The sequence below is a fragment of the candidate division KSB1 bacterium genome (genome assembly GCA_024655945.1).
Classification (GTDB): domain Bacteria; phylum Zhuqueibacterota; class Zhuqueibacteria; order JANLFK01; family Oleimicrobiaceae; genus Oleimicrobium.
On record JANLFK010000014.1, the window covers coordinates 1 to 20,875 of the forward strand.

Annotated in this window: 15 protein-coding genes; 7 read left to right on the forward strand and 8 right to left on the reverse strand. The window is 59.2% G+C overall.

Features of this window, described 5'->3' with window-relative positions; translation table 11 throughout:
• Positions 1-699: 699 nt before the first annotated feature.
• Both NUW13_14105 and NUW13_14110 read left to right on the forward strand, forming a co-directional pair.
• A complete protein-coding gene (locus NUW13_14105; GenBank protein ID MCR4440151.1) occupies positions 700-2,442 on the forward strand; it encodes a glutamine--tRNA ligase/YqeY domain fusion protein in 1,743 nt (580 codons plus the stop codon).
• A gap of 56 nt (positions 2,443-2,498) precedes the next feature.
• Positions 2,499-5,153: a patatin-like phospholipase family protein gene (locus tag NUW13_14110; GenBank protein MCR4440152.1), complete on the forward strand. Its 2,655-nt coding sequence runs from the start codon at positions 2,499-2,501 to the stop codon at positions 5,151-5,153.
• Positions 5,154-5,484: 331 nt separating this feature from the next.
• Here the strand turns inward: NUW13_14110 and NUW13_14115 are convergent, their stop codons facing one another.
• The 8 genes from NUW13_14115 to dnaA form a co-directional block, all read right to left on the reverse strand.
• The gene (locus tag NUW13_14115; GenBank protein MCR4440153.1) at positions 5,485-6,276 is read right to left on the reverse strand and encodes a FecR family protein; all 792 of its coding nucleotides are present in this window, start codon (positions 6,274-6,276) and stop codon (positions 5,485-5,487) included.
• Between the two features lie 32 nt (positions 6,277-6,308).
• The gene (locus tag NUW13_14120) at positions 6,309-7,637 is read right to left on the reverse strand and encodes a hypothetical protein (GenBank protein MCR4440154.1); all 1,329 of its coding nucleotides are present in this window, start codon (positions 7,635-7,637) and stop codon (positions 6,309-6,311) included.
• Between the two features lie 35 nt (positions 7,638-7,672).
• Positions 7,673-10,093, reverse strand: a complete 2,421-nt coding sequence (gyrA, locus tag NUW13_14125) for a DNA gyrase subunit A (protein ID MCR4440155.1) — start codon at positions 10,091-10,093, stop codon at positions 7,673-7,675.
• A 32-nt stretch (positions 10,094-10,125) separates the two neighbouring features.
• A complete protein-coding gene (gene gyrB, locus NUW13_14130; GenBank protein ID MCR4440156.1) occupies positions 10,126-12,030 on the reverse strand; it encodes a DNA topoisomerase (ATP-hydrolyzing) subunit B in 1,905 nt (634 codons plus the stop codon).
• A 37-nt stretch (positions 12,031-12,067) separates the two neighbouring features.
• On the reverse strand, positions 12,068-12,334 hold the full coding sequence (locus NUW13_14135) for a DUF721 domain-containing protein (GenBank protein ID MCR4440157.1): 267 nt from the start codon (positions 12,332-12,334) through the stop codon (positions 12,068-12,070).
• 22 nt (positions 12,335-12,356) lie between these two features.
• Positions 12,357-13,475, reverse strand: a complete 1,119-nt coding sequence (recF, locus tag NUW13_14140; protein ID MCR4440158.1) for a DNA replication and repair protein RecF — start codon at positions 13,473-13,475, stop codon at positions 12,357-12,359.
• A gap of 31 nt (positions 13,476-13,506) precedes the next feature.
• Entirely contained in the window at positions 13,507-14,628 is a 1,122-nt protein-coding gene (gene dnaN / locus NUW13_14145) for a DNA polymerase III subunit beta (GenBank protein MCR4440159.1), read from the reverse strand.
• Positions 14,629-14,950: 322 nt separating this feature from the next.
• Entirely contained in the window at positions 14,951-16,294 is a 1,344-nt protein-coding gene (gene dnaA / locus NUW13_14150) for a chromosomal replication initiator protein DnaA (GenBank protein ID MCR4440160.1), read from the reverse strand.
• 533 nt (positions 16,295-16,827) lie between these two features.
• On the opposite strand from dnaA, the gene rpmH reads away from it, so the two are divergent.
• The 5 genes from rpmH to mnmE all read left to right on the forward strand — a co-directional run bounded on the left by rpmH (position 16,828) and on the right by mnmE (position 20,847).
• Complete coding sequence (rpmH, locus tag NUW13_14155) at positions 16,828-16,974, forward strand: 50S ribosomal protein L34 (protein ID MCR4440161.1); 147 nt, start codon at positions 16,828-16,830, stop codon at positions 16,972-16,974.
• Between the two features lie 20 nt (positions 16,975-16,994).
• Complete coding sequence (gene rnpA / locus NUW13_14160; GenBank protein MCR4440162.1) at positions 16,995-17,339, forward strand: ribonuclease P protein component; 345 nt, start codon at positions 16,995-16,997, stop codon at positions 17,337-17,339.
• The gene (yidD, locus tag NUW13_14165; protein MCR4440163.1) at positions 17,332-17,541 is read left to right on the forward strand and encodes a membrane protein insertion efficiency factor YidD; all 210 of its coding nucleotides are present in this window, start codon (positions 17,332-17,334) and stop codon (positions 17,539-17,541) included. The genes rnpA and yidD overlap by 8 nt, the downstream gene beginning before the upstream one ends.
• Positions 17,542-17,576: 35 nt before the next feature.
• Entirely contained in the window at positions 17,577-19,367 is a 1,791-nt protein-coding gene (gene yidC, locus NUW13_14170; GenBank protein ID MCR4440164.1) for a membrane protein insertase YidC, read from the forward strand.
• An 85-nt stretch (positions 19,368-19,452) separates the two neighbouring features.
• On the forward strand, positions 19,453-20,847 hold the full coding sequence (mnmE, locus tag NUW13_14175) for a tRNA uridine-5-carboxymethylaminomethyl(34) synthesis GTPase MnmE (protein MCR4440165.1): 1,395 nt from the start codon (positions 19,453-19,455) through the stop codon (positions 20,845-20,847).
• Positions 20,848-20,875: the final 28 nt, after the last annotated feature.

Below are 20,875 nucleotides of genomic sequence, written 5' to 3' on the forward strand. Positions count from 1 at the left end.
ACTGGCTCGGCCGCCTAAGGATGCCCACATTCATGCGCAAACTCGCCTGAGGAGCTGCGAAATTTTGGCAGGGCACGGGTTGGAGGATTTGCTTAGCGGCCAGGCGAGACAATGTACAGCACACGTGCAGGGTTACTCCGCCTGCCCCTTTATTTTGGGGTTACACCTGCCACTGGTCGACCTTTGCTCCACTTCACCTTAATTCGACTTTGATTCCACTTCTGCTTCACTCATCTTCGAGCGCAGACCCTGCTTTTGCCTCCCGCCCGCAGGGCAGGTCGCATTTGCGCGACTGCCACCAGCTCCCCTCTCATCCGGGAGGGTAGTGCCCCGTCCCCAGGCAGAGCCCGAGGAAGACAGCCGAGGCCCTTTGTCGCACAAAAGCCTTGGCACAAGGCCGGAGGCCCCTGCGCAGACACGGCAACCTCCAGCAGGTTGTCGCGGGCCCCGGGAAGGCGGCATATGAGCAACAAGTCCTGGCGGAGCAAGGTCCTGCGGGCTCGGGGTCCGGCAACAGTGGTGAAGTGCTCCCCTGGCTCATCCTCGGCAACCGTTGTCCCAAGGCAAGCTTTCCACCTTGACAGTAATGGGGCGATTTGATACATTTAAACCGCGCGTCTTTGTTCCAATGACACGATGCTTCCTCGCCATTGTCTTTAGCGAATGGACCAAGACCAGGTACTCGGGAGGATGACTACTATGGCAGCACCGGAACGGGATGAGGGCAGCGCAAGAAACGAAAGGCCAGAGACCCCGCGCAGTCCCAACTTCATCCGGGCCATCATTGAGGAGGACTTGAAGAACAACCGCTTTGGCGGCCGGGTGCACACCCGCTTCCCGCCCGAGCCGAATGGCTACCTGCACATCGGCCACGCCAAGTCCATCTGCCTCAACTTTGGCCTCGCGGAGGAGTTCGGCGGCAAGTGTAACCTGCGCTTTGACGACACCAATCCCACCAAGGAAGAGGAAGAATACGTCCAGGCGATAATCGAAGACGTGCGCTGGTTGGGCTTTGACTGGGAGGATCGGCTGTACTTTGCTTCCGACTATTTCGAGCAGATGTACGAGTGGGCGGAACAGCTCATCAAAGCGGGCAAGGCGTACGTGTGCGACCTCAGTGCCGAACAGATCCGCGAGTATCGTGGCACCCTCACCGAGCCTGGGAAAAACAGTCCCTACCGCGAGCGCTCGGTGGAGGAGAACTTGGACCTGTTCCGCAGGATGAGGGCTGGCGAATTCCCCGACGGGTCTCGCGTGCTGCGCGCCAAGATCGATATGGCCTCGCCGAACCTCAACATGCGCGACCCGGTCATGTATCGCATTCTGCACGCTCGGCACCATCGCACCGGCGACAAATGGTGCATCTACCCCACCTACGACTGGGCGCATGGGCTGGAGGACTCCATCGAGGGGATCACGCACTCCATCTGCACCTTAGAGTTTGAGGATCATCGCCCTCTGTACGACTGGTTCCTCGATCAGTTGGGCATCTACCACCCACAGCAAATCGAATTCGCACGCCTCAACCTCACCTACACAGTGATGAGCAAGCGCAAGCTCTTGGAGTTGGTACAGGGCGGCTATGTACGTGGCTGGGACGATCCCCGCATGCCCACTATCTCGGGATTGCGCCGCCGCGGCTACACTCCGGAGGCCATCAGAAGTTTCGCCGAGCGGATCGGGGTGGCCAAGCGCGAGAGCACCGTGGACATTGCGCTCTTGGAACATTGCCTGCGCGAGGACCTCAATCGCCGCGCCCCGCGCGTCATGGGCGTGCTCCGTCCTCTGAAGCTGGTTATTCTGAACTACCCAGAGGGTCAGACCGAAGAGCTGGAGGCGATCAATAACCCAGAGGACCCCAACATGGGCACCCGCAAGGTGCCCTTCTCACGGGTCTTGTACATCGAACAGGACGACTTCCGAGAGGTGCCGCCGCCCAAGTACTACCGTCTTGCTCCTGGGCGCGAGGTGCGCTTGCGCTATGCTTACTTCGTCAAGTGCCTGGATGTGGTCAAAGACGCGCAAGGCCAGGTCGTCGAGGTGCATTGCACCTACGACCCGGCGACCAGAGGCGGCAACTCGCCGGATGGGCGCAAGGTGAAGGCGACCATCCACTGGGTCTCTGCTGCTCATGCCTTGCTAGCAGAAGTGCGGCTCTACGACCACCTCTTTACCGTGCCGGACCCGGGAGAGGTGCCCGAGGGCGTTGACTGGAAGAGCTTCTTGAATCCGAATTCACTGGAAATGGTGACCTCGTGCCAGGTGGAGCCGAGCTTGGCTGGTGCCAAGCCTGGGTTCCGCTGTCAGTTCGAGCGCCAGGGCTACTTCTGTGTCGATCCGGACACCACGGAGGACAGGCTCGTGTTCAACCGCACAGTCACTCTCCGCGACACCTGGGCCAAGATCGAAAAGAGCCTGAAGGCGGAGATGGAGCAGGCGTGAGCGGCACCGGGGCGGAAAGTCCTGGCGCACAGACCTTCTGCCGGAGATGCAGGCCCATGGCCTACCTACGCCGCGCTGGGCCACTGTTGCTCCTGGTGAGCCTTCTTTTCTGGGGGGCTTCTCGCGCCCAGTCCCCGCTGCCGGTGGCCACCGTGCACCTCTCCTTCGGGGGCAAAGTGGAGCCGCCCGCCTCATTTGTCCCCTATCGCACCCTCGCGCGCCCCACCGTGGGCCTTGCCCTCAGCGGCGGCGGACTGCGTGGTCTGGCGCAGATAGGCGTCCTCGAAGTCCTCGAGGAACAGCGCGTGCCCATAGACTTGGTGGTGGGCACGAGCAGTGGCAGCGTGGTGGGTGGGCTCTACGCGGCGGGGTATCTGCCCGAGGAGTTGTGGGCAAGCATCTCGGCGGTGGACTGGCGCACCATCTTGGTGGACGCGCCGCCGCGCAGCGCGCTCTTTGTGGGGCAAAAGGAGGAGCGGGCGCGCCACCTCGTCGAAATCCGGCTCAAGGGACTGAAACCATACCTGCCCCAAGCCATCACCCGCGGCCAACAGCTCAATGCCATTCTCTCCGAGTTGTGCATGGGAGCCCCCTGGGGCCACATCGCCAACTTTGACTCACTCTGCGTACCGCTAAGGATTATTACCACCGACCTCATCACTGGCCAGAAAGTGGTATTGCGCCACGGCGACTTGGTGGAAGCCATGCGGGCTTCAATCGCCGTGCCCCTCCTCTTCACGCCTGTGGAGCAGGGTCAGGCTTTGCTGGCGGACGGCGGTCTGGTGGATAACATCCCGGTGGCGGAGGCGCGGGCTGCGGGAGCCGACCTGGTGATCGCAGTGGATACCACCTCGCCGCTGCGCCGCGCAGACCAGATGAACATGCCCTGGGAAGTTGCCGACCAGGTGACCAGCATCATGCAGGTGGAACGCAATCGGCAGATGCTGGCGGAAGCGGATGTGGTCATCTCTTTTGCGGACCTTGTGCGCACTTCCACTGAGGTCACCAACCTCGAGGAGCTCCGCGAAATCGGGCGCGCTCGCGCGGAGCAGCAGATTGGCCAGATCCAGCGCCGTCTCGCCGAGCTGGCCGCCAAGGATAAGGAGCTCGCGCCGCCCATGTGGGTGGACAGCATCGCCGTGGTCGACGCACCACCTGCGGTCGCGCAGCTGGTGCCATCGCTTCCGGTTGTCCCTGCCGTGCTTGACGTGGCCGGAACATTGCGCCGAATGTACGAGACTGGCTACTTCGCCGACGCCTGGGCGGAGGTAGACACCCTCCACGGGCGCGCGGTCGCGCTGTTTCACCTGCAGCCGCACCCTACGCTGCGGGGAATCCAGTTCCGGGGCAACGACGTGCTCCCCGACTCCGTCCTCCTGCACGCAGTGGAATCGCGTTTCGGCTTGCCGATAAACCACCATCGAGCCACGCGAGACCTCCGCCGGCTGCTCGCCTTGTATCGGCGGCACGGCTTCTCTTTGGCGCGCATTACCGATGTCTCGTGCGACACGTCCACTGGCGTGGTCACCATTCACCTTGACGAGGGGCACATCAATCAGGTGCTTGTACAAGGCAATGCGCGCACCAAGCGCCACGTCATCCTCCGCGAGATACGTCTCCGCCCAGGGGAAGCGTTCAATGTGCAGGAAGCCAAGCGGGACATGGCCAACATCTATGCCACGGGCTTTTTCGAGAACGTCTCGTTTGCCACCGCCCGCAACGACAACGGATACGCCCTCCTCGTGAGGGTCAAAGAGCGGCCCTACCGCGTGGTCAGGATGAGCAGCCATTATGACCAGGATCGGGGTCTACGCGGGGCAGCCGAAGTCGCGGAACAGAACGTCCTCGGGGTGGGGGCCACTGCCTCCTGCCTCGGCGTGGTTGGACGGCATGACCGTGGGGTAAAGCTCTCAGGCCGCCTGGACAGGCTTGGGGCCAGCTACACCACCCTTGCCTTGGACCTGGGCTATGTGCAGAAGGAGCGCTTCACGTACGCCGGGCACCACCAGGTGGGGCAGTATCGGCAGGGGAGCTTCAGCGCCTTCGCCAGCCTCGGGCACCAACTGGAGCGGCTGGGCACGTTGTCAGTGCAGGTCCGGGCGGAGCACATGACGATGAGCCCGCTGGGTGGGCGGCTGTACCAGACCGGCATCCTTAGTTTTCGTAGCATCGCCTTGCGCAGCCTTGTGGATACGCGCGACCAGCTGCCGTTGCCCACCGCGGGCAAACATCAGGTCTTCTACTACGAATACGCGGCCGGCACCACCTCCGGCGCCCCGATTTCGTTTGCCCGTGTCTATTCCTCCCTGGCTACCTGGCACACCTTCCTGCCGGGTCACACCTTTCATCCGAGCGTGCGCTGGGGGAGCAGCGATAACAGCACGCCTTTTTCCGAGCAGTTCAAGATAGGAGGCGAGGACTCTTTTCCTGGGTTGCGGCTGGAGGAAGGAGTTGGCCGGCACATGATTGTGGCGGGCGTTGAGTACAGAGCGGTGCTCCCCTGGCGACGACCATTCCCCTGGTACTTTGCGGCAGCCTACCACGTGGGAGCCGTCTGGCGCCTCACCCTCGACGTGAAGCTCAGCGACTTTCTCCACTCGTTCGGCGCCAGCATCAAAGCGCGCACGCCGGTGGGACCCCTCTCCCTGGGCTACGGCCGCACCAGCGACGGACGCTCGTGCTATTACTTGTCTGCGGGTCTCGACTTCTGAGCAGGTGGCAAGGCGCTGGGTCTCGCCCAGCGAGCCCCCGCCCGATTGGCCATCCGAGCTGCTGACGGGACCAACAGAAAAGGCCAGTGAACCTCGCGGCAGGCAGCCGGCGCGGGAGGCCCATAGCCCAGAAGAACCTTAACGATCTGGAAACGAAACGGCGCAGGAGAAACTCGCCTGAATGGAAGTTTTCACGGCTCATCTGGGCGGTCGTGCGAGCGTGAGCAGCCATCGGCCTCCCTTATCCCCTCGAGCGGTTGTGCCTGCCCACCCGCGACGAACAGCTCCAGGAGAGCCGGGTCGTCGACCCCTGCGACGCAGAGCCCTCGGCTCACCGCTGCGGCTGCGGACGACGCTGCTGGTCACGGCGCATGTTCCAGCGCACCCATTCGCTCTGTTCTTCGGGGTCGCTGGTGCTGAAGGAGCCGGCCTGGACAATGCGGCCGTTCTTGTCAATCTTGATTTTCTGCATGCTCTTGACGATGTAAAACCACTCCTCCAGCGATACCTCGCGGGGCCCTGGGACCTCGTAGGGTCCCGGCACCTGTTGCGGCGGCGCGATGAACTGCGGTTTCAGGTCAGTGCGCTCCGGGGCATTGGTCACGCTCACCTCCCCGCGGTAGACGCGCAGCTCGGTGGTGGAGTCGCTGGCCACACCAAGCCGCAGGGTGGTTCCGGTGATGGCAGCAGCAGCCTTCGGCGTCTTGATCTTAAAGTCCACCTCCCCCACTTCCCCATCCACGCTTGCCCAGATATCCCCCTCTTGCACGGCAATAGCCACGTTGCGCTTCTGGGCCTTTTTTTCCTCGTAGAGGCGGAGGATGTCGATGGTGGTCTGCGGCGCCATGCGCACCAGGTCCAGCTCGGTGAGCTCCAGCTCTGCACGCGACTGCCGGAATGTGCGCACCTTGTCACCATCGGTCACGAGCGTGTTCTGATAGGCGTTCTCCCAATCCTCCGACTGCAACCCGCGCCTCTTTGCCATTCCCTCCACTTGGGCGACCCGTCCCTTGGTACTCACCTCTTCGGGCACTGGGACGCTGGCCACTATGCCAATCACGCTCAGTACCGTCGCCACAAGCAGCATGACGGCGAGCATCCACGCAACGGTTCGCTTCCTCATAATTGACTCCCTCAGTTGGTGGCTACGGCCGGTTATGGTTTTTTGGCAAAGTAGCGACTGAAGACGATATCCCCCAGACGCATGGCTTCGCGCGAAAACGGGCTCACTTGGCGGCGGGCCAGCTCGGCGTCGATGGCCGCCTTGGCCTCTTTCCAGCGGTCGATGGCCTCCAGCCGATCGATGAAGGCATGATAGGCACCGCGGTCATTGGCGAAGAGCTTTTTGACAAAGACCTTCCGGTCCTTGTTGGTGATGAGGCTGCGCAGAGCCGGATAGGGGCCAGGAGGCTGCCGCTCGATGATCCTGCGATCGACGACCACCCTGGCCGCATCGTCCTCCTCGACTCCGGCAAAAGTCAGGCGGGGAGCGGTGACTCGCCGCGGCGCAGGCTCGCGTTGCGGCCTAAGAGGCGCAGGAATGGCAAAGAGGTCTTCCAACAAGCCGCTGCCCATGGCCGTCCGGGCGTCATGGATTGCCTCCAGCAAGAGCTGATCAGGGCGCGTACCCCGCGGGCGCTCGCCACGCCCCTCGTCGGTCAGGACTTTCTCGTCGCCGCCGTTATCCTCCTCCCGCAGGCCGCGCAACAGGAGCTGGCGCTCAAGGGCCGTTTCAATCTGATCGAGCGTCCAATACTCGGTCCCCTGACTGATGGCTAACTCACCGATCCTGTCGGCGATATCGGGCAAGTCCCGGGCGCGCAACATGCCGACCAATTGCTCGGTACGCAGGACCTCACCATTGGTATGGCCAGAGAGGCGGAAGAAACTCTCCAACCTGGCCACGTCGGCCATAAAAGACGCCAACGGCTTTGTGCCGTAGGTCTGCTCTTCCGCTTTCCTGGCCAACTGCTCAAAGGTGGTCACCTCGACCTTCTCCGGCCCCTGGAGAATCAGTTGCGCCAGCGCGCTGAGGTACGGGCGGCCATCGGCCAGCTGCTCAATGGCTCGCGCGATCTCCTCTTTGTGCCGCACCGGGTGCCGACGGAAAAGGAGATTGGCCAGCGCCTGCCTGGGACGCACCAAGACGTCCACCTGAAAATTGACCCCCAACTCGATCCAGCGCTTGATTTCGCTGCGGCTGAAACGGGTCTTCAGAAGGAGGGTGCCCAACATGCGTTCGACTGCCTCGCGCACCTCTGGGTCGTCGAACTTGTAGCGGGCAGAGGGGTTCCAGGACATTGGCTTCTCTTCCTGGAGGAAACGCCGGGCCTGCATCTTGATGTGCACCCGCAGAAAATCGGGCAGCGGCTTGCGCAGCAGCTCATCGTAGGTGAACGTCTCCTTGTCCTCCTGGCCAATGATGCGCCGCACCAGGAGGTCGGAAATCGTCTCCTTGTCCTTCTGCCACAGTGCCGAATCCACGCCTTTTCTCCGCAGTCCCCTTGACCCCTGTGGGCTCAGGCCACCCCGTGAGGAAGGGGCAGCGCTGCGGCCCGCACGACGCGCTCGTTGGCCTTCAGCTCAAGCAACCGCCCTTGCTGCTTCAGTTCTCCTGCAGTGCGCAAGGCCACGCTGTTCTGGTTACCTGTGACTACAATCAAATCGCCCGGGGCGCGGACGATCGCGGCGGCCGCCACGAGCCCGCTCTTCGAGGAGGCCTTGCGCCCCATGACGCCCCTGGTGGCGCGGCCCATGGGCCTCACGTCTTTTGCCTTAAGCAGGCGCCCCTGCCCCCGCTCGCCGACGATGAGCAGCAACGGCTCACCCATGGCCACATGGGCTGTCGCCACTGCATCGTCAGCAGCCAAGGTGATGCCGCGCACGCCGGCCGCGCTCCTCCCCATGGGGCGCAGACTTTCCACCGCAAAGCGCAGCACCCGCCCGTGGGCGGTCACCAGCCAGACATGCTCCTTCCCCAGGCACAAGTGCGCCGCGCGGAGTTCATCTCCCTCCCGAAGGCCAATAGCCACGGCACCGCTGCGCCGCAGGCTGGCAAAGGCGGCGAGCGCCACCCTTTTCACCTGACCCTGCGCGGTGACCAGAAGCACCGTGTAGTCCTCGCTAAACTCCTTCACCGGGAAGCAGCCGACCACCTCCTCTTCCTTGCCAAGACCGAGGAGGTGGCCCAGCGACTTGCCTTGGGCGCACTTGCCGCCCACTGGTATGTCCAGTATCCGGAGAGAATAGCAGCGACCGGTGTTGGTAAAGCAGAGGAGCTGCGCCTGCGTGTCGGCGGCCACAAACTGTGCTGGCCAATCCTCGGCTCCTTCTGCCACAACCGCAGGCCAGGAGGCCGCAATCTCTCGCCTAAAGGCCGATGTTGCCATGCGTTTGACAAAACCGCGCAGCGAGACCACCACGACCATTGCCTCTTCGGCAACCATCTCCTCAATGGAAAAGTCCTCTGCGCTGGCGATTATCTCCGTGCGGCGCCGATCGCCGTACTGGTCGCGCAGTTGCGCCAGCTCTTCCTTGATGAGCTGCATGCGCTTCGCCTTGCTCGCCAAGAGGCCTTTGAGGTAAGCGATCTTCTTGAGCGTCTGCCGGTACTCCTCTTCGATCTTCTTGCGCTCGAGGCCGGTGAGGCGCTGCAGACGCATGTCCAAGATGGCCTGTGCCTGAATCTCGCTGAGGCGGAACTGCCTCATTAGAGCGGCCGCCGCAGTTTCGGGGTCGCGGGAGCGCCTGATCAAGGCAATGAGGGCATCCAAATTGTCCAACGCCACCTTGAGCCCTTCCAGCACATGGGCACGCTTCTCGGCCTTGTCCAGTTCAAACTTGGTTCGGCGCACCACAACTTCGTGGCGAAAGTCAAGAAAGTGCTGCAGCAGCTGCCGGAGGTCGAGAATGCGCGGCACGCCATCCACCAGGGCAAGCATGATGACCCCGAAGGTGGTCTGCATCTGCGTGTGCCGATACAGGTACTCCAAAATCTGCTTGCCGGGGGCGTCCCGCCGCAGCTCCAGTACGATCCGCAGCCCCTCCCGGTCGGACTCATCGCGGATATCGCTGATCCCTTCCACCTTGCGGTTGCGCACCAGCTCGGCGATCGCCTCGATCAACGTGGTCTTGTTCACCTGGTAGGGAATTTCTGAGATGACGATATTCTCCCGTCCACCACGCTGCGCTTCGATACTGGCCCTGGCGCGCACCACGATGCGCCCCCGCCCGGTGGCATAGGCTTCCGCGATCCCATCGCTCCCGACAATGATGGCGCCGGTGGGGAAATCCGGCCCCTGAATAAACTGCATCAGCTCCTGCACCGAAGCCGCAGGCCGATCGATGAGGTGCAGGAGTGCTTCAACCACCTCGCGCAGGTTGTGCGGCGGAATGTTGGTGGCCATCCCCACGGCAATGCCAGATGCGCCATTGACCAGGAGATTCGGCAGAAGCGAAGGCAGAACCGTGGGCTCTTTCAGAGACTCGTCAAAATTGGGGACAAAGTCCACCGTTTCTTTGTCGAGGTCGCGAAGCACTTCCTCGGCGATGGGCGCCAGACGTGCCTCGGTATACCGCATGGCTGCCGGCGCATCGCCGTCAATGGAGCCAAAGTTTCCTTGGCCGTCCACCAAGGGGTAACGCAGGGAAAAGTCCTGCGCCATTCGCACCAGCGTCTCATACACTGCCGCGTCACCATGCGGGTGGTACTTGCCGAGCACCTCGCCAACGATACGCGCGCTCTTCTTGTACGGGGCGTTGGGACCGAGGTTTAGCTCCCGCATACCGAACAACACGCGTCGGTGCACAGGTTTGAGACCGTCGCGCACATCCGGCAATGCCCTGGACACGATCACCGACATGGAATAGTCGATGTACGCGTCCTTCATCTCCTCTTCGATGAAGATGGGGATGATCTTTTCCTGCTCACTTATGGCCATGTTCCCTTCCGCCTTTCCCTCTCCACAACCCACTACACGTCAAGGTTCCGTACGTAGCGCGCGTTCTCTTCGATGAACTTGCGTCGCGGCTCAACCTTGTCGCCCATCAGCACCGAGAAGATGCGGTCGGCGTCGTAAGCCTCTTCGATCGTCACCTGCAGCATGGTGCGCGAAGCAGGATCCATTGTGGTGCTCCACAACTGCTGCGGACTCATCTCGCCAAGCCCCTTGTAGCGCTGTACGTCCGCCCCATCTCGCCCAAGACTCTCCAGAACCTTGTCCAGGTCCTCTTCGTCGTACACGTAGCGCTCCTCTTTTCCTTTGGCCACCCGGTAGAGGGGCGGTTGCGCGATGTACAGCATGCCTTGTTCGATCAGCGGGCGAAGATAGCGGAAGAAGAAGGTCAGCAATAGGGTGCGGATGTGCGCCCCGTCCACGTCAGCGTCGGTCATGATGATGATTTTGCCGTAGCGGCTCTTGGCGGCATCAACCTCATCGTTGCCAATACCTGCACCGATGGCCGACACGATCGTCTTGATCTCCTCATTAGCCAGGATCTTGTCAATGCGGGCCTTTTCGACGTTCAGAATCTTCCCCTTGAGCGGCAGAATGGCCTGAAAGCGTCGATCGCGTCCCTGCTTTGCCGAGCCGCCCGCCGAGTCACCCTCCACGATGAAAAGCTCACACTCGGCAGGGTCACGACTGGCGCAGTCGGCCAATTTCCCAGGGAGAGTTCCGCCCTCCAAGGCGGTCTTGCGCCTGGTCAGTTCCTTAGCCTTGCGCGCTGCTTCGCGCGAGCGAGCAGCACTGACGCACTTTTCGATGATCTTGCGCGCGACACTGGGATTGGCCTCGAGGTACTCGTTGAGAGCCTCACCCACTGCCGATTCCACCAGCCCCCGCACTTCGCTGTTCCCGAGCCGCGTCTTGGTCTGTCCCTCAAATTGGGGCTCCAAAACCTTGATGCTGAGAACCGCCGTCAACCCTTCGCGCACATCTTCGCCACTGAGGCTGTTTTCGAGATTCTTGAGCAGGTTATGCCGGCTTGCATAGTTGTTCAAGGTACGCGTCAGGGCCGTCTTGAATCCCACGAGGTGGGTTCCCCCCTCGGTAGTGTGGATGTTGTTGACGTAGGTGAAGATGTTCTCCATGTAGGAGGTGTTGTACTGGATGGCCGCCTCTATGGGGACGCCGTTCTTCTGGTCGGAAATGTAGATGGGACGCGGGTGAATTGGGTCTCGTGATTGGTCAAGGTACTCAACAAAGGCCACCAACCCGCCTTTGTAGCGAAAAACCTCTTTGCGGCCGGTTCGCTCATCAGTGAGGGTGAGCTTCAGGTCTTTGTTGAGGAAGGCCAATTCGCGTAGCCGCTCGGCGATGATCTCAAAGCTAAAGTTTCGCTTGCGGAATATCTCTCGGTCAGGCATGAAGGTAGTCTTCGTGCCTGGGCCCTTTCGCCTTCCCTTCACGCGCACTGGCGTGACCGCTTCCCCCCGCTCGTAACGCTGCACGTAGACCCGGCCATCGCGCCGCACCTCCACCTCGCACCACTCCGAAAGGGCGTTCACCACCGAGACGCCAACTCCGTGCAAGCCCCCGGAGACCTTATAGACCTTCCGGTCAAACTTGCCGCCGGCGTGCAACATGGTCATCACCACTTCCAGCGCGGACTTGCCCTGCGTCGGGTGAAGGTCCACGGGAATCCCTCGGCCATCGTCTTCGACGGTCACGCTGCCGTCCTTGTTGAGCGTGACGTCGATCTGCGTGCAAAAGCCGGCAACCGCCTCGTCCACGCTATTGTCCACCACCTCATAGACAAGGTGGTGCAACCCCCGCACTGACACATCCCCAATATACATGGCCGGTCGGCGCCGCACCGCCTCCAGACCACGCAAGACCTGAATGTGGCTGGCATCGTAGCGCTCGCCGTTCGTCACCTCACTCTCCACCACCTTCTCACGCACATCCCGTCCTTCATTGAAAACGGATATCTTCGATGACAGCCTTGCCAACTGCCTCATTCACCCTCTTGAGAATCTCGCGCTTGTGAAAAACGAGCTCATTGCGCCAGGTACTGCTGGCCACCCTCACGAAAAGAATCCCATCCCGTATTCGCACCGGGGTACTGACCTGCGCAATCCGCTCCCCGACTGCCTGGGGCCAGAGGGCGATTGCCATCTGCTCCTTGACCCTTTTTTCAATGCCAAGGTTGCGCAGAAGTTCATCTAGAACGCGGCGCATGTGCGATGGGGAGCGCATCGCTCTATGCTGAGACCTCCGCTATTGCCCCCTGCTGAATGCGCCAGAGCCGGAATGTACCCTTGGGCAAGCCCAGGGTCCGCCACGCCTCCGTGGCAGTCGAGGTAAGGATTACCTGCGTACCACTTGGAAAGAGGCGGGATACCCTCGCAGCTCGCTTTTCGTCAAGATCGACCAACAGGTCATCGACGAGAAGAATTGGGTTTTCTCCCCGCCACTCGTGCAGGAGTTTGTGTTCCGCCAGACACAAGGAGATCAGCGCAGCCTTGTGATCGCCACGCGAGCCAAAGTCCCGCAGGCTATGCCCGTCGATCTCAAAGACGATGTCGTCCCGGTGCGGGCCCACCAGCGTCGTTCCAAATTGTCTCTCTCGCTGCGAGACGCCCTTCAGCTGGTCAAAGAACGCCTCGGTTGTAGTTTTTCCTTCCACTTCTCGCACATTAGGTGAATATCGAGCATGCAGTCGCCAAGTGGGACCAGCAATGCACTGAAAATAGTCGCTTACCAGCGGGCTAAGAGCCGAAACAAACCCCCTTCTTGCCTGCATGAGGTTCGTTCCGCGGCTCACCAATTGCTCCGTCCACACCAGCATCTGTTCCCGGGTTTCTACGGACCAATCCCCCCTGAGGAGCGCGTTCCGCTGCTTCAACGCAGCGGTGTAGGCACGCAAGGCCTCCACATAGCCAGGACTCACCTGACAGAGAAAAGTATCCATAAGGCGGCGACGCTCCGCCGGGGCTCCCTTTGTGACTAAGTAGTCGTCCCCAGACATGGCCACCACCGGAAAGTTTCCAATCAGATCCGAGCGCCGCCCTATCAACTTGCGATTGACGTAGCAAGATTTGCCTTGTTCCATGCTGTATTGGATGCGGCATTCCTTTTCGATGCTGCCAGCAAAAGCAAAAACCCCCCACACAAGGAATCCGCCTGCCCCAAATTTCACCACACTCCCGTCTGGGAGGCCACGCAAGCCCTTCATGAAACAGAGATAATAGATAGCATCTACAATATTGCTCTTCCCCTGTGCGTTACCTCCTGTCAGAATATTCACGCCAGACGCAAAGAAAACCAGGATTCTCTCATAGTTACAAAAGTTCTCTAAGCCTAACTCCCGTAGCCACATCGCGGCATACGTAAATAGGCGGAAACCTAGGTTACTCTTCCGTAACGCGGATCGGCATAACCAGCGCTAAAAATTCCTCGTTTTCGCTCTGCTCCGTCGGCCGGATGAGAGCAGCGCTGACCGGGTCGCGCAGCTCAAACCGAGCTAGCTGCGTGTTAATGTGCCGTAGAATTTCTATCAGGTAGTTAGCATTGTAGCCAATCCTTAGCGGTTCACCCACGTACTCAATCGCGAGAGACTCGCGCCCTTCCCCGCCAACTTCGATATCTTCGGAACTGATGGTCAGTAGGTTCCGCTCGATGTCAAAACGTACCAAATGGGTCATGGTACTCGAAAAAATAGCCATGCGCCTGAGCGCGGAGATAAGCTCAGACCTGTCAATAATCATTATTCTGTCATTATTCGTCGGAATAACTCTTTCGTAGTTAGGATACTGCTGATCAATAAGTTTTGCACAGACCTCCGTGGCATCTGACCTAAAAGTAATGTGGCTTCTGGCAATGCTTACCTTAACCTGGGCTATTCCCTCTTCAAGCGATTTCTGCGCTGCCTGCAACGCCTTCGGTGGAACTATGGCGCTACTCTCACCGCTGCTGAGGCTACTTCTTCTATACACAACTTTTGATAGGCGGTGGCCATCGGTGGCCACAAGGCGAAGTTCAGAAGGAAAAACCTCAAAGTATACACCGGATAACGCCGGGCGCAGTGCATCAGTCGAAACCGCAAATGTACTTTTCCCTATCAGTCTTTCGAAAACGTCCGCCCCAATCGAAAATTGGTTCTCGTATTCCTCAGCCGTCACAGTGGGATAGTCCTCCGCCGGCTGGCCACTAAGTACGTAGGTACCGCGGTCGGTGGTAATGGTAATCTTGTGGTTCTGGTCACAAGTTATCCTCAGCCCTACGTCAGGGAGTTCCTTTACAATGTCACTGAATATTCGTGCTGAAACAGTAGTCGCACCTGGTTCAATAGTTTCAGCGGCAATTGAGGTGGTAACAGAGATTTCCAAGTCTGTGGCAGTGAGAGTCAGTAGAGAACCCTCTACTTTCATCAAAATATTGCTCAAGATTGGAAGCGTAGTTTTCGAGGGTACAACAGTTGCAACCTTTTGTAGGGCTTTATGTAGGTCAGTTCTACTAATAGAGTACTCCATTTCATCCTCCGGTTTCTATGTTCAGTGCGCTTGTGTTCGCAAAGGTAAGTAATATTTCTATTGTTTTCAAGAAAAAATTTACCATAAGGCGTTGTAATAGGTGTGGAAATGTTAGTAACTGTGGCTACTGTATCCTTATGTGAAGTAAAACTAAGACAAACCTTTTACTTACTATTGTGAACAGTAACTGTGGCATTAATGTGGATAGAACATCTACGTTTCACTTGCGTGAAGTATGGAGTTTGCAGTCAGGGGAAGAAAAAAGAGTTACCCACACCCAAATAACTGCCTATGGGCCTATGCAGTGTGCAGAAAGGACGGACTAAGAGGAAGATATCCTAATCTGGTGTTCAATTTCTTCAATTGTTTGCCGAAATTTTGCATCCCTACTCTTTAGTTTTTCAACCAAATTAAGGGCGTGGATTACTGTGCTGTGGTCCCTGCCGCCAAAATGCAGCCCTATTGTCTTAAGGGAACTACTTGTGTAGACCTTTGCTAGGTACATGGCAACCTGTCGAGCAAGTGCAATCTCTTTGCGCCGTGTTTTCGCGCGCATCATATCTTCAGGTATTGCAAAATAGTTGGCCACTACACGCTGAACGTACTCCACAGTCATATTTTGCCTCTTAGGGAGACAGATATCTCGCAGAACCCGCTTAGCTGTCTCTAAGGTAATTTCAGTCCTCGTCAGTGAGGAGTAGGCAAGGAGTTTGATGAGAGATCCCTCCAGTTCCCTAATGTTCATAGTTACATTTATAGCGATAAAGTCGAAAATTTCCTCTGGCAGTTCCAGACCATTCTGGTCGGCCTTCTTGTGGAGAATTGCGAGCCGTGTTTCATAGTCTGGCACTTGGATGTCAACAATCAAGCCCCACTGGAAACGCGAAATTAGCCTCTCTTGCATGCCGGGGAGGTCGCGGGGTGGGCGGTCCGAGGTGAGAACGATCTGTCTGCCCTCGTGATACAGGGCATTGAAGGTGTGAAAGAACTCGTCCAAGGTGCGCTCTTTGTTGGAAAAGAATTGAATATCATCCACCAGCAGGAGGTCGACGTTTCGGTAGTTGGCGCTAAATTCTGTAGTTTTGTTCTGCTGGATTGAGTTGATGAACTCCAATGTGAATTTTTCACTGGACACGTACGCGACCCGCCGCGCCGTCCCGGCGAAAATGGCATGATTGCCGATAGCCTGGATGAGATGGGTCTTTCCTAAGCCGGCGCCGCCGTAGATAACCAAGGGGTTAAAAGCAGTGTTACCTGGCGATTGCGATACCGCCACTGCTGCGGCCTTGGCAAACTGATTGCTAGCCCCCTCGACAAAATTCTCGAAGGTGTACTGTTCGCTCAGACGCCCGTTGGTTAAAGATCCCCGTACCGCCTGGCGAGGAATCGCCGCCTGAAAAGGGTCACCCTTATCACCGACCACCACTGCATACTGGATGCCGGCGCCTTCTCCGAGGCATTCCACGAGCGCCGCTTCGATCAGCATGCGATAGTGCTGGTCAATCCACTCGTAGAAGAATTGGCTAGGGACCTGGATAGTTAGCTGCCTTCCCTCCAGCTTGACAGCCTCTACCGGTTTGAACCAAGTGGTGAAACTCTGGGAGCTAACCCTGTCCCGTAACAACGATAGACAATCTGCCCAGACTTGCTGCGCAGTCCGTTCCATGTCCTCTCCGCGTCGTCTTAACTGCATCCAGAGGTTATCAACACCCACAAAGGCGCAAATCAAACGCGCCTCGACCTAAACCCCACGAGGCCCAAACATAAATACGCACAATCCACAGGATATCAACATAAGAGGCGATTCTTAACTACTAAATTTTACATGAAGTAAAACTATACGCACGTACTGCGATGTTGATACCTACTATAGCCTCGATGGGCACATGGCGCTCATTGCCTCAAGCGCCTCAACGTGCGGCGCAAATTATCCACACATTATTCACACAGACAAGCTCCGCCGCGCGTTGTAATCTAACAAAGGAAATAAAATTCTCAATAGAATTTTTCTTGAAAGTGGAGGGTCTCTGGGGCGCTACCCTGGCGGCCCACATGGAGACGCAGACACCGGGACCATGGGTTAGTGGCACTCAGCTGTCACGTCGCGAAAGAAAAGTGCTTGACCCGTACCGAAATAATTGCTATAATTATGACTTGCAGGCCGGGTCTGCGTGTCATCGTGAGCTCAGAGGAGGAAGAATGAAGCGGACGTATCAGCCGAGCAACAGGCGGAGAGTAAGTACGCACGGCTTTCGCGCGCGCATGAAGAGCAAGACCGGGAGGGCGGTGCTGCGGCGGCGCCGTGCCAAGGGAAGATATAGCCTCACAGTGAGCGATAGGCAGTAAGTGATTTTTGCGAGAGTTTCGTGGCGAGACGGGTTCTGCCCACGCTTAGAAGAGCGGCATTTTCTGAAGTGATGGCTGCTGGCAACAGGCTCCCCGGGCCGCTAGTGACTCTTTTTTGGCGCCAGGCTCCTGAGTGCGGCGTGGGCATAGCCGTATCCCGCAGGGTGCGCACGGCGGTGCAGAGAAACAGGGCGAAGCGCCGCCTGCGCGAGCTTCTCCGACGCCATGCACAGCAGATACCCGAGGGGATTCAGGCGGTGTGGCTGCTGCACCCGGACGTTGCGGACGTCCCCTTTGCCAGACTCGCGGATGAGTTTCGGCGTACGATAGATGCTCTGCGCGAAAGGATCAGGGATGATTCGTGACCTCTTGGTAGCGCTGATCCGTCTGTATCGCCTTGTGCTTTCCCCTCTACTTGGGGCTAACTGTCGTTTCGCACCGACGTGCTCTCGGTACACTGAACAGGCGCTCCTCCGCTATGGGGTCGTGCGGGGCCTCTACCTTGGTGCGCGCCGCATTCTCAGGTGTCACCCCTTCTCCCCTGGGGGCTACGACCCGTTGACTTGAATGCACTCATCCAGTTTTGAAAGGCGAACCACCTCATGAACATGGACAAGAACACGGTGATCGGCGTTTTGCTGATCATTCTCATGCTTATTTTGGTCAACACGCCGATCTACAAGAAGACGTTCTTCCCGCAGCAGTACTGGCAAAGCCAGCGCCAAAAGCAGCTGGCGCCGGGCCCGGCAACCCAGGATACTACGCGCGTCGAGAGCGTCCCGGTCGCGCGTCGGGAGATGGAGGCTCCCCCCTCGTTGGTCGCCCGGGAGCCTGTCGAGGCGCGTGGAGAAGAGGTGGAAGTGGAAACGCCCCTGTTTCATTTGACCTTTAACGCAAAAGGTGCGGTTCTTAGCTCTTGCTATTTCAAGCACTTCAAAGATCCTGATAGTAACCTTGTGCAAATTATTGGCGCAGACGGTGGCGCCAACCTCGCCCTCGGCTTTACAACGGCTCGCGACTCGATTGACACCGGGCGTCTGTTGTTCGCCGCGGATCGCCAGCGGGTGGAGCTAACCCAGAGTGCGGACAGCGCCTCCCTCACCTTCACCACGCAGCTTGAGGGGGCACAGCGGATTATCAAGCGCTACAGCTTCCGTGGCGACAGCTACTATTTTGCCCTGGATGTGCGGCTGGAGAACTTTCAGGATGTAATCGCCCAGCGGCGCTACACGCTGGGGTGGAACAGCGGCCTTGCGCCCACTGAGTCGAGGCTCATTGACGACTTTCAAGAAGCCAAGGTCTATGCGCTCTTCGCGGCGAACATGGAGAAGTTCGACATCGGTCGCTCAGCCTACAAGGCAGGGAGCATGGAAGGGGTAGTGCACTGGGTGGGCGCGCGCACGAAGTATTTTGCCGCCGCGATTATTCCCACCGGGCAGCGCGGCACAGGCGTGTGGTACGTTGGCAGACGGCAGGCGCCGCCTCGCTCGTTTGCTATTTGGGAAAAGCACCGACTGCAAGAGAGGGAGCGCATCTGGAAGTCCTATGCCTTCGGCTTGGACATGGGGTTCCGCAACGAGCCGGTACGTGAAGATCGCTTCTTGGTCTTTCTCGGCCCGTTGGATTACAGCACTGTGCGGGGTCCAGGGGTCGGGCTGGAGCGCATGATGAGCCTTGGCTGGAAGGTGATCCAACCGTTCTCCAAAGCTGTCTTGTGGTGTCTGAAGGCCCTGCACGCGGTAATTCCGAACTACGGCTGGGTCATTGTCGTCTTCTCTTTGATTGTGAAGATTGTCCTTTATCCTCTGACGCACAAGTCGTTCAAGTCCATGCACAAGATGCAGGAACTGCAGCCTCGGCTCATCGCGCTGCGGGAAAAGTACGGCAAGGACCCGCAGCGCCTGAATGAGGAGACGATGAAGTTGTACAAGGAGGCGGGGGTCAATCCGATGGGTGGATGCCTCCCCCTCCTCTTGCAAATGCCGTTGCTCTATGCGCTCTTCGTGGTCTTCCGTAACACCATCTCTTTTCGCGGTCAGGGATTTGTGCTGTGGATCAAGGACTTGGCCAACCCGGATACCGTTGCCGTGCTCCCCTTCAGCATCCCCATGTACGGCAACTTGGTGAACATTCTGCCTCTGCTGATGGGAGTGACGATGCTCATTCAGCAGAAGATGAGCGTCAAGGACCCCAAGCAGAAGATGATGGTGTATTTGATGCCCATTTTCTTCACGCTACTCTTTAACTCCTTCCCTTCCGGCTTGAACCTATACTACATGCTGTTCAACGTGCTGAGCATCCTGCAACAGAAGTTCATTACCGATAGGCTAGTGGGAGGCGCGCAGCAGAAGGCGGAGGACCGCGAGGCGGAGAGGCGCCGAAAGAAGAAGTAACGACGGCCGTGGTGATTAGTGGAGCACAAGGGAAAGGCCCTACTGGCATCAGGTGGTGGGGCTTTTTCTGTGAGGTAGATTGACCGTGGCGGATCTGCTGGGTGAGGACACAATTGTCGCCTTGGCCACCCCGCCAGGGGCAGGGGCTATCGCCATGGTGAGGGTGAGTGGCCCACGGGCCGTACAGTTGGTCGACGGCGCCTTCACCGGCAGAAGGTCCCTGCAGGAGCTGCCCAGTCACCTGATGGCCCATGGTTGGCTGCGTGGCGTACATGGCTCCAGTGCGGAGGTGACCATCGACGAAGTGATGGTGGTGGTGCACCGCGCACCGCATTCCTATACCGGGGAGGACCTGGTGGAGATCACCTGCCATGGCAGTCCTCTAATTGTGCGGCAGATTCTGCAACTCTTTTGCGCGCGGGGAGCACGGCTGGCTGAGCCAGGGGAGTTCACGCGGCGGGCCTTCTTGCACGGGCGGCTTGATCTTGCGCAGGCCGAGGCGGTGTGCGACCTGGTTCAGGCGCGAACTGAGCGGGCACGGCGCGCATCCATGGCGCAGTTAGAGGGACAACTCTCGCAGCGCATTGCCCAGCTGCAGGAGCGGCTGGTGGATGCTCGGGCGCTGTTGGAGCTGGACATCGACTTTTCCGATGAAGACGTGCCGAGTTGGGATCGGCAGCTGCTTGCTCGGACCTTGGAAGAGGTGGGCGGCGAGCTGCGGGCCCTGCTGCGGACATTCCAGCAGGGGCGTTTTCTGCGAGAAGGGGCAAGAGTCGTGCTCCTTGGTCGCACCAATGTGGGAAAGTCCAGTCTCCTCAACGCGCTGGTGGAGAGCGATCGGGCCATTGTCAGCGAGTTGCCGGGGACGACGCGAGACACGTTAGAGGGCCTCGTCGATATCGGGGGCTTTCCGGTGACGGTGGTGGACACTGCCGGCTTTGGCGTGGCAGGCTCGGAGATCGAAAAGGAGGGTTTGCGGCGCACGGAGCGCGAGGTGGAAAAGGCAGACGTGGTCATCCTCCTCCTTGACGGCAGCGAGCCGCTGCAGGCCGAGGATCGCCGCCTGCTGGAAGTGTACGTGCCTGGCCGTGGCCGGACGGTGATCCCGGCGGTTAACAAGATCGATCTGCCGAGGGCGTGGTCGCCTGCCGAGCTCGGCGCCGGAAGGGTGGTGGAGCTTTCGGCAAAACGTAGGTTAGGTCTCGAGCAGCTGCGCGAGGCAGTAGTCCAGGCGCTAATCGGTGACGGTTTTGCCGGGGCAGGCGATGTGGTGCTCACGAACGCGCGCCATTGGGAGGCACTCCGCCAGGCGGAGGAGGCAGTGCGGAGGGCAGGCGCCTCGCTGGCGCAGGGCCTCTCTGCGGAGTTCATCGTCGTGGATCTGCGCGAGGCTAGCGAAGCGTTGGGGAGGGTTGTTGGCGGGGTGAGCGACGAGGACATATTGGCCTCGATCTTCGCGCGCTTCTGTATTGGCAAGTAGTGCAGAGTGTTTCACGTGGAACAGTCGG

Excerpts from the sequence above, each read along its gene's own strand:
- NUW13_14105 (MCR4440151.1), top strand. The coding sequence starts at position 700 with ATGGCAGCACCGGAACGGGATGAGGGCAGCGCAAGAAACGAAAGGCCA.
- recF (MCR4440158.1), bottom strand. The coding sequence starts at position 13,475 with ATGTGGCTACGGGAGTTAGGCTTAGAGAACTTTTGTAACTATGAGAGA.
- rpmH (MCR4440161.1), top strand. The coding sequence starts at position 16,828 with ATGAAGCGGACGTATCAGCCGAGCAACAGGCGGAGAGTAAGTACGCAC.
- NUW13_14110 (MCR4440152.1), top strand. The coding sequence starts at position 2,499 with ATGGCCTACCTACGCCGCGCTGGGCCACTGTTGCTCCTGGTGAGCCTT.
- dnaA (MCR4440160.1), bottom strand. The coding sequence starts at position 16,294 with ATGGAACGGACTGCGCAGCAAGTCTGGGCAGATTGTCTATCGTTGTTA.
- NUW13_14135 (MCR4440157.1), bottom strand. The coding sequence starts at position 12,334 with ATGCGCCGCGTTCTAGATGAACTTCTGCGCAACCTTGGCATTGAAAAA.
- NUW13_14115 (MCR4440153.1), bottom strand. The coding sequence starts at position 6,276 with ATGAGGAAGCGAACCGTTGCGTGGATGCTCGCCGTCATGCTGCTTGTG.
- yidC (MCR4440164.1), top strand. The coding sequence starts at position 17,577 with ATGAACATGGACAAGAACACGGTGATCGGCGTTTTGCTGATCATTCTC.
- gyrA (MCR4440155.1), bottom strand. The coding sequence starts at position 10,093 with ATGGCCATAAGTGAGCAGGAAAAGATCATCCCCATCTTCATCGAAGAG.
- dnaN (MCR4440159.1), bottom strand. The coding sequence starts at position 14,628 with ATGGAGTACTCTATTAGTAGAACTGACCTACATAAAGCCCTACAAAAG.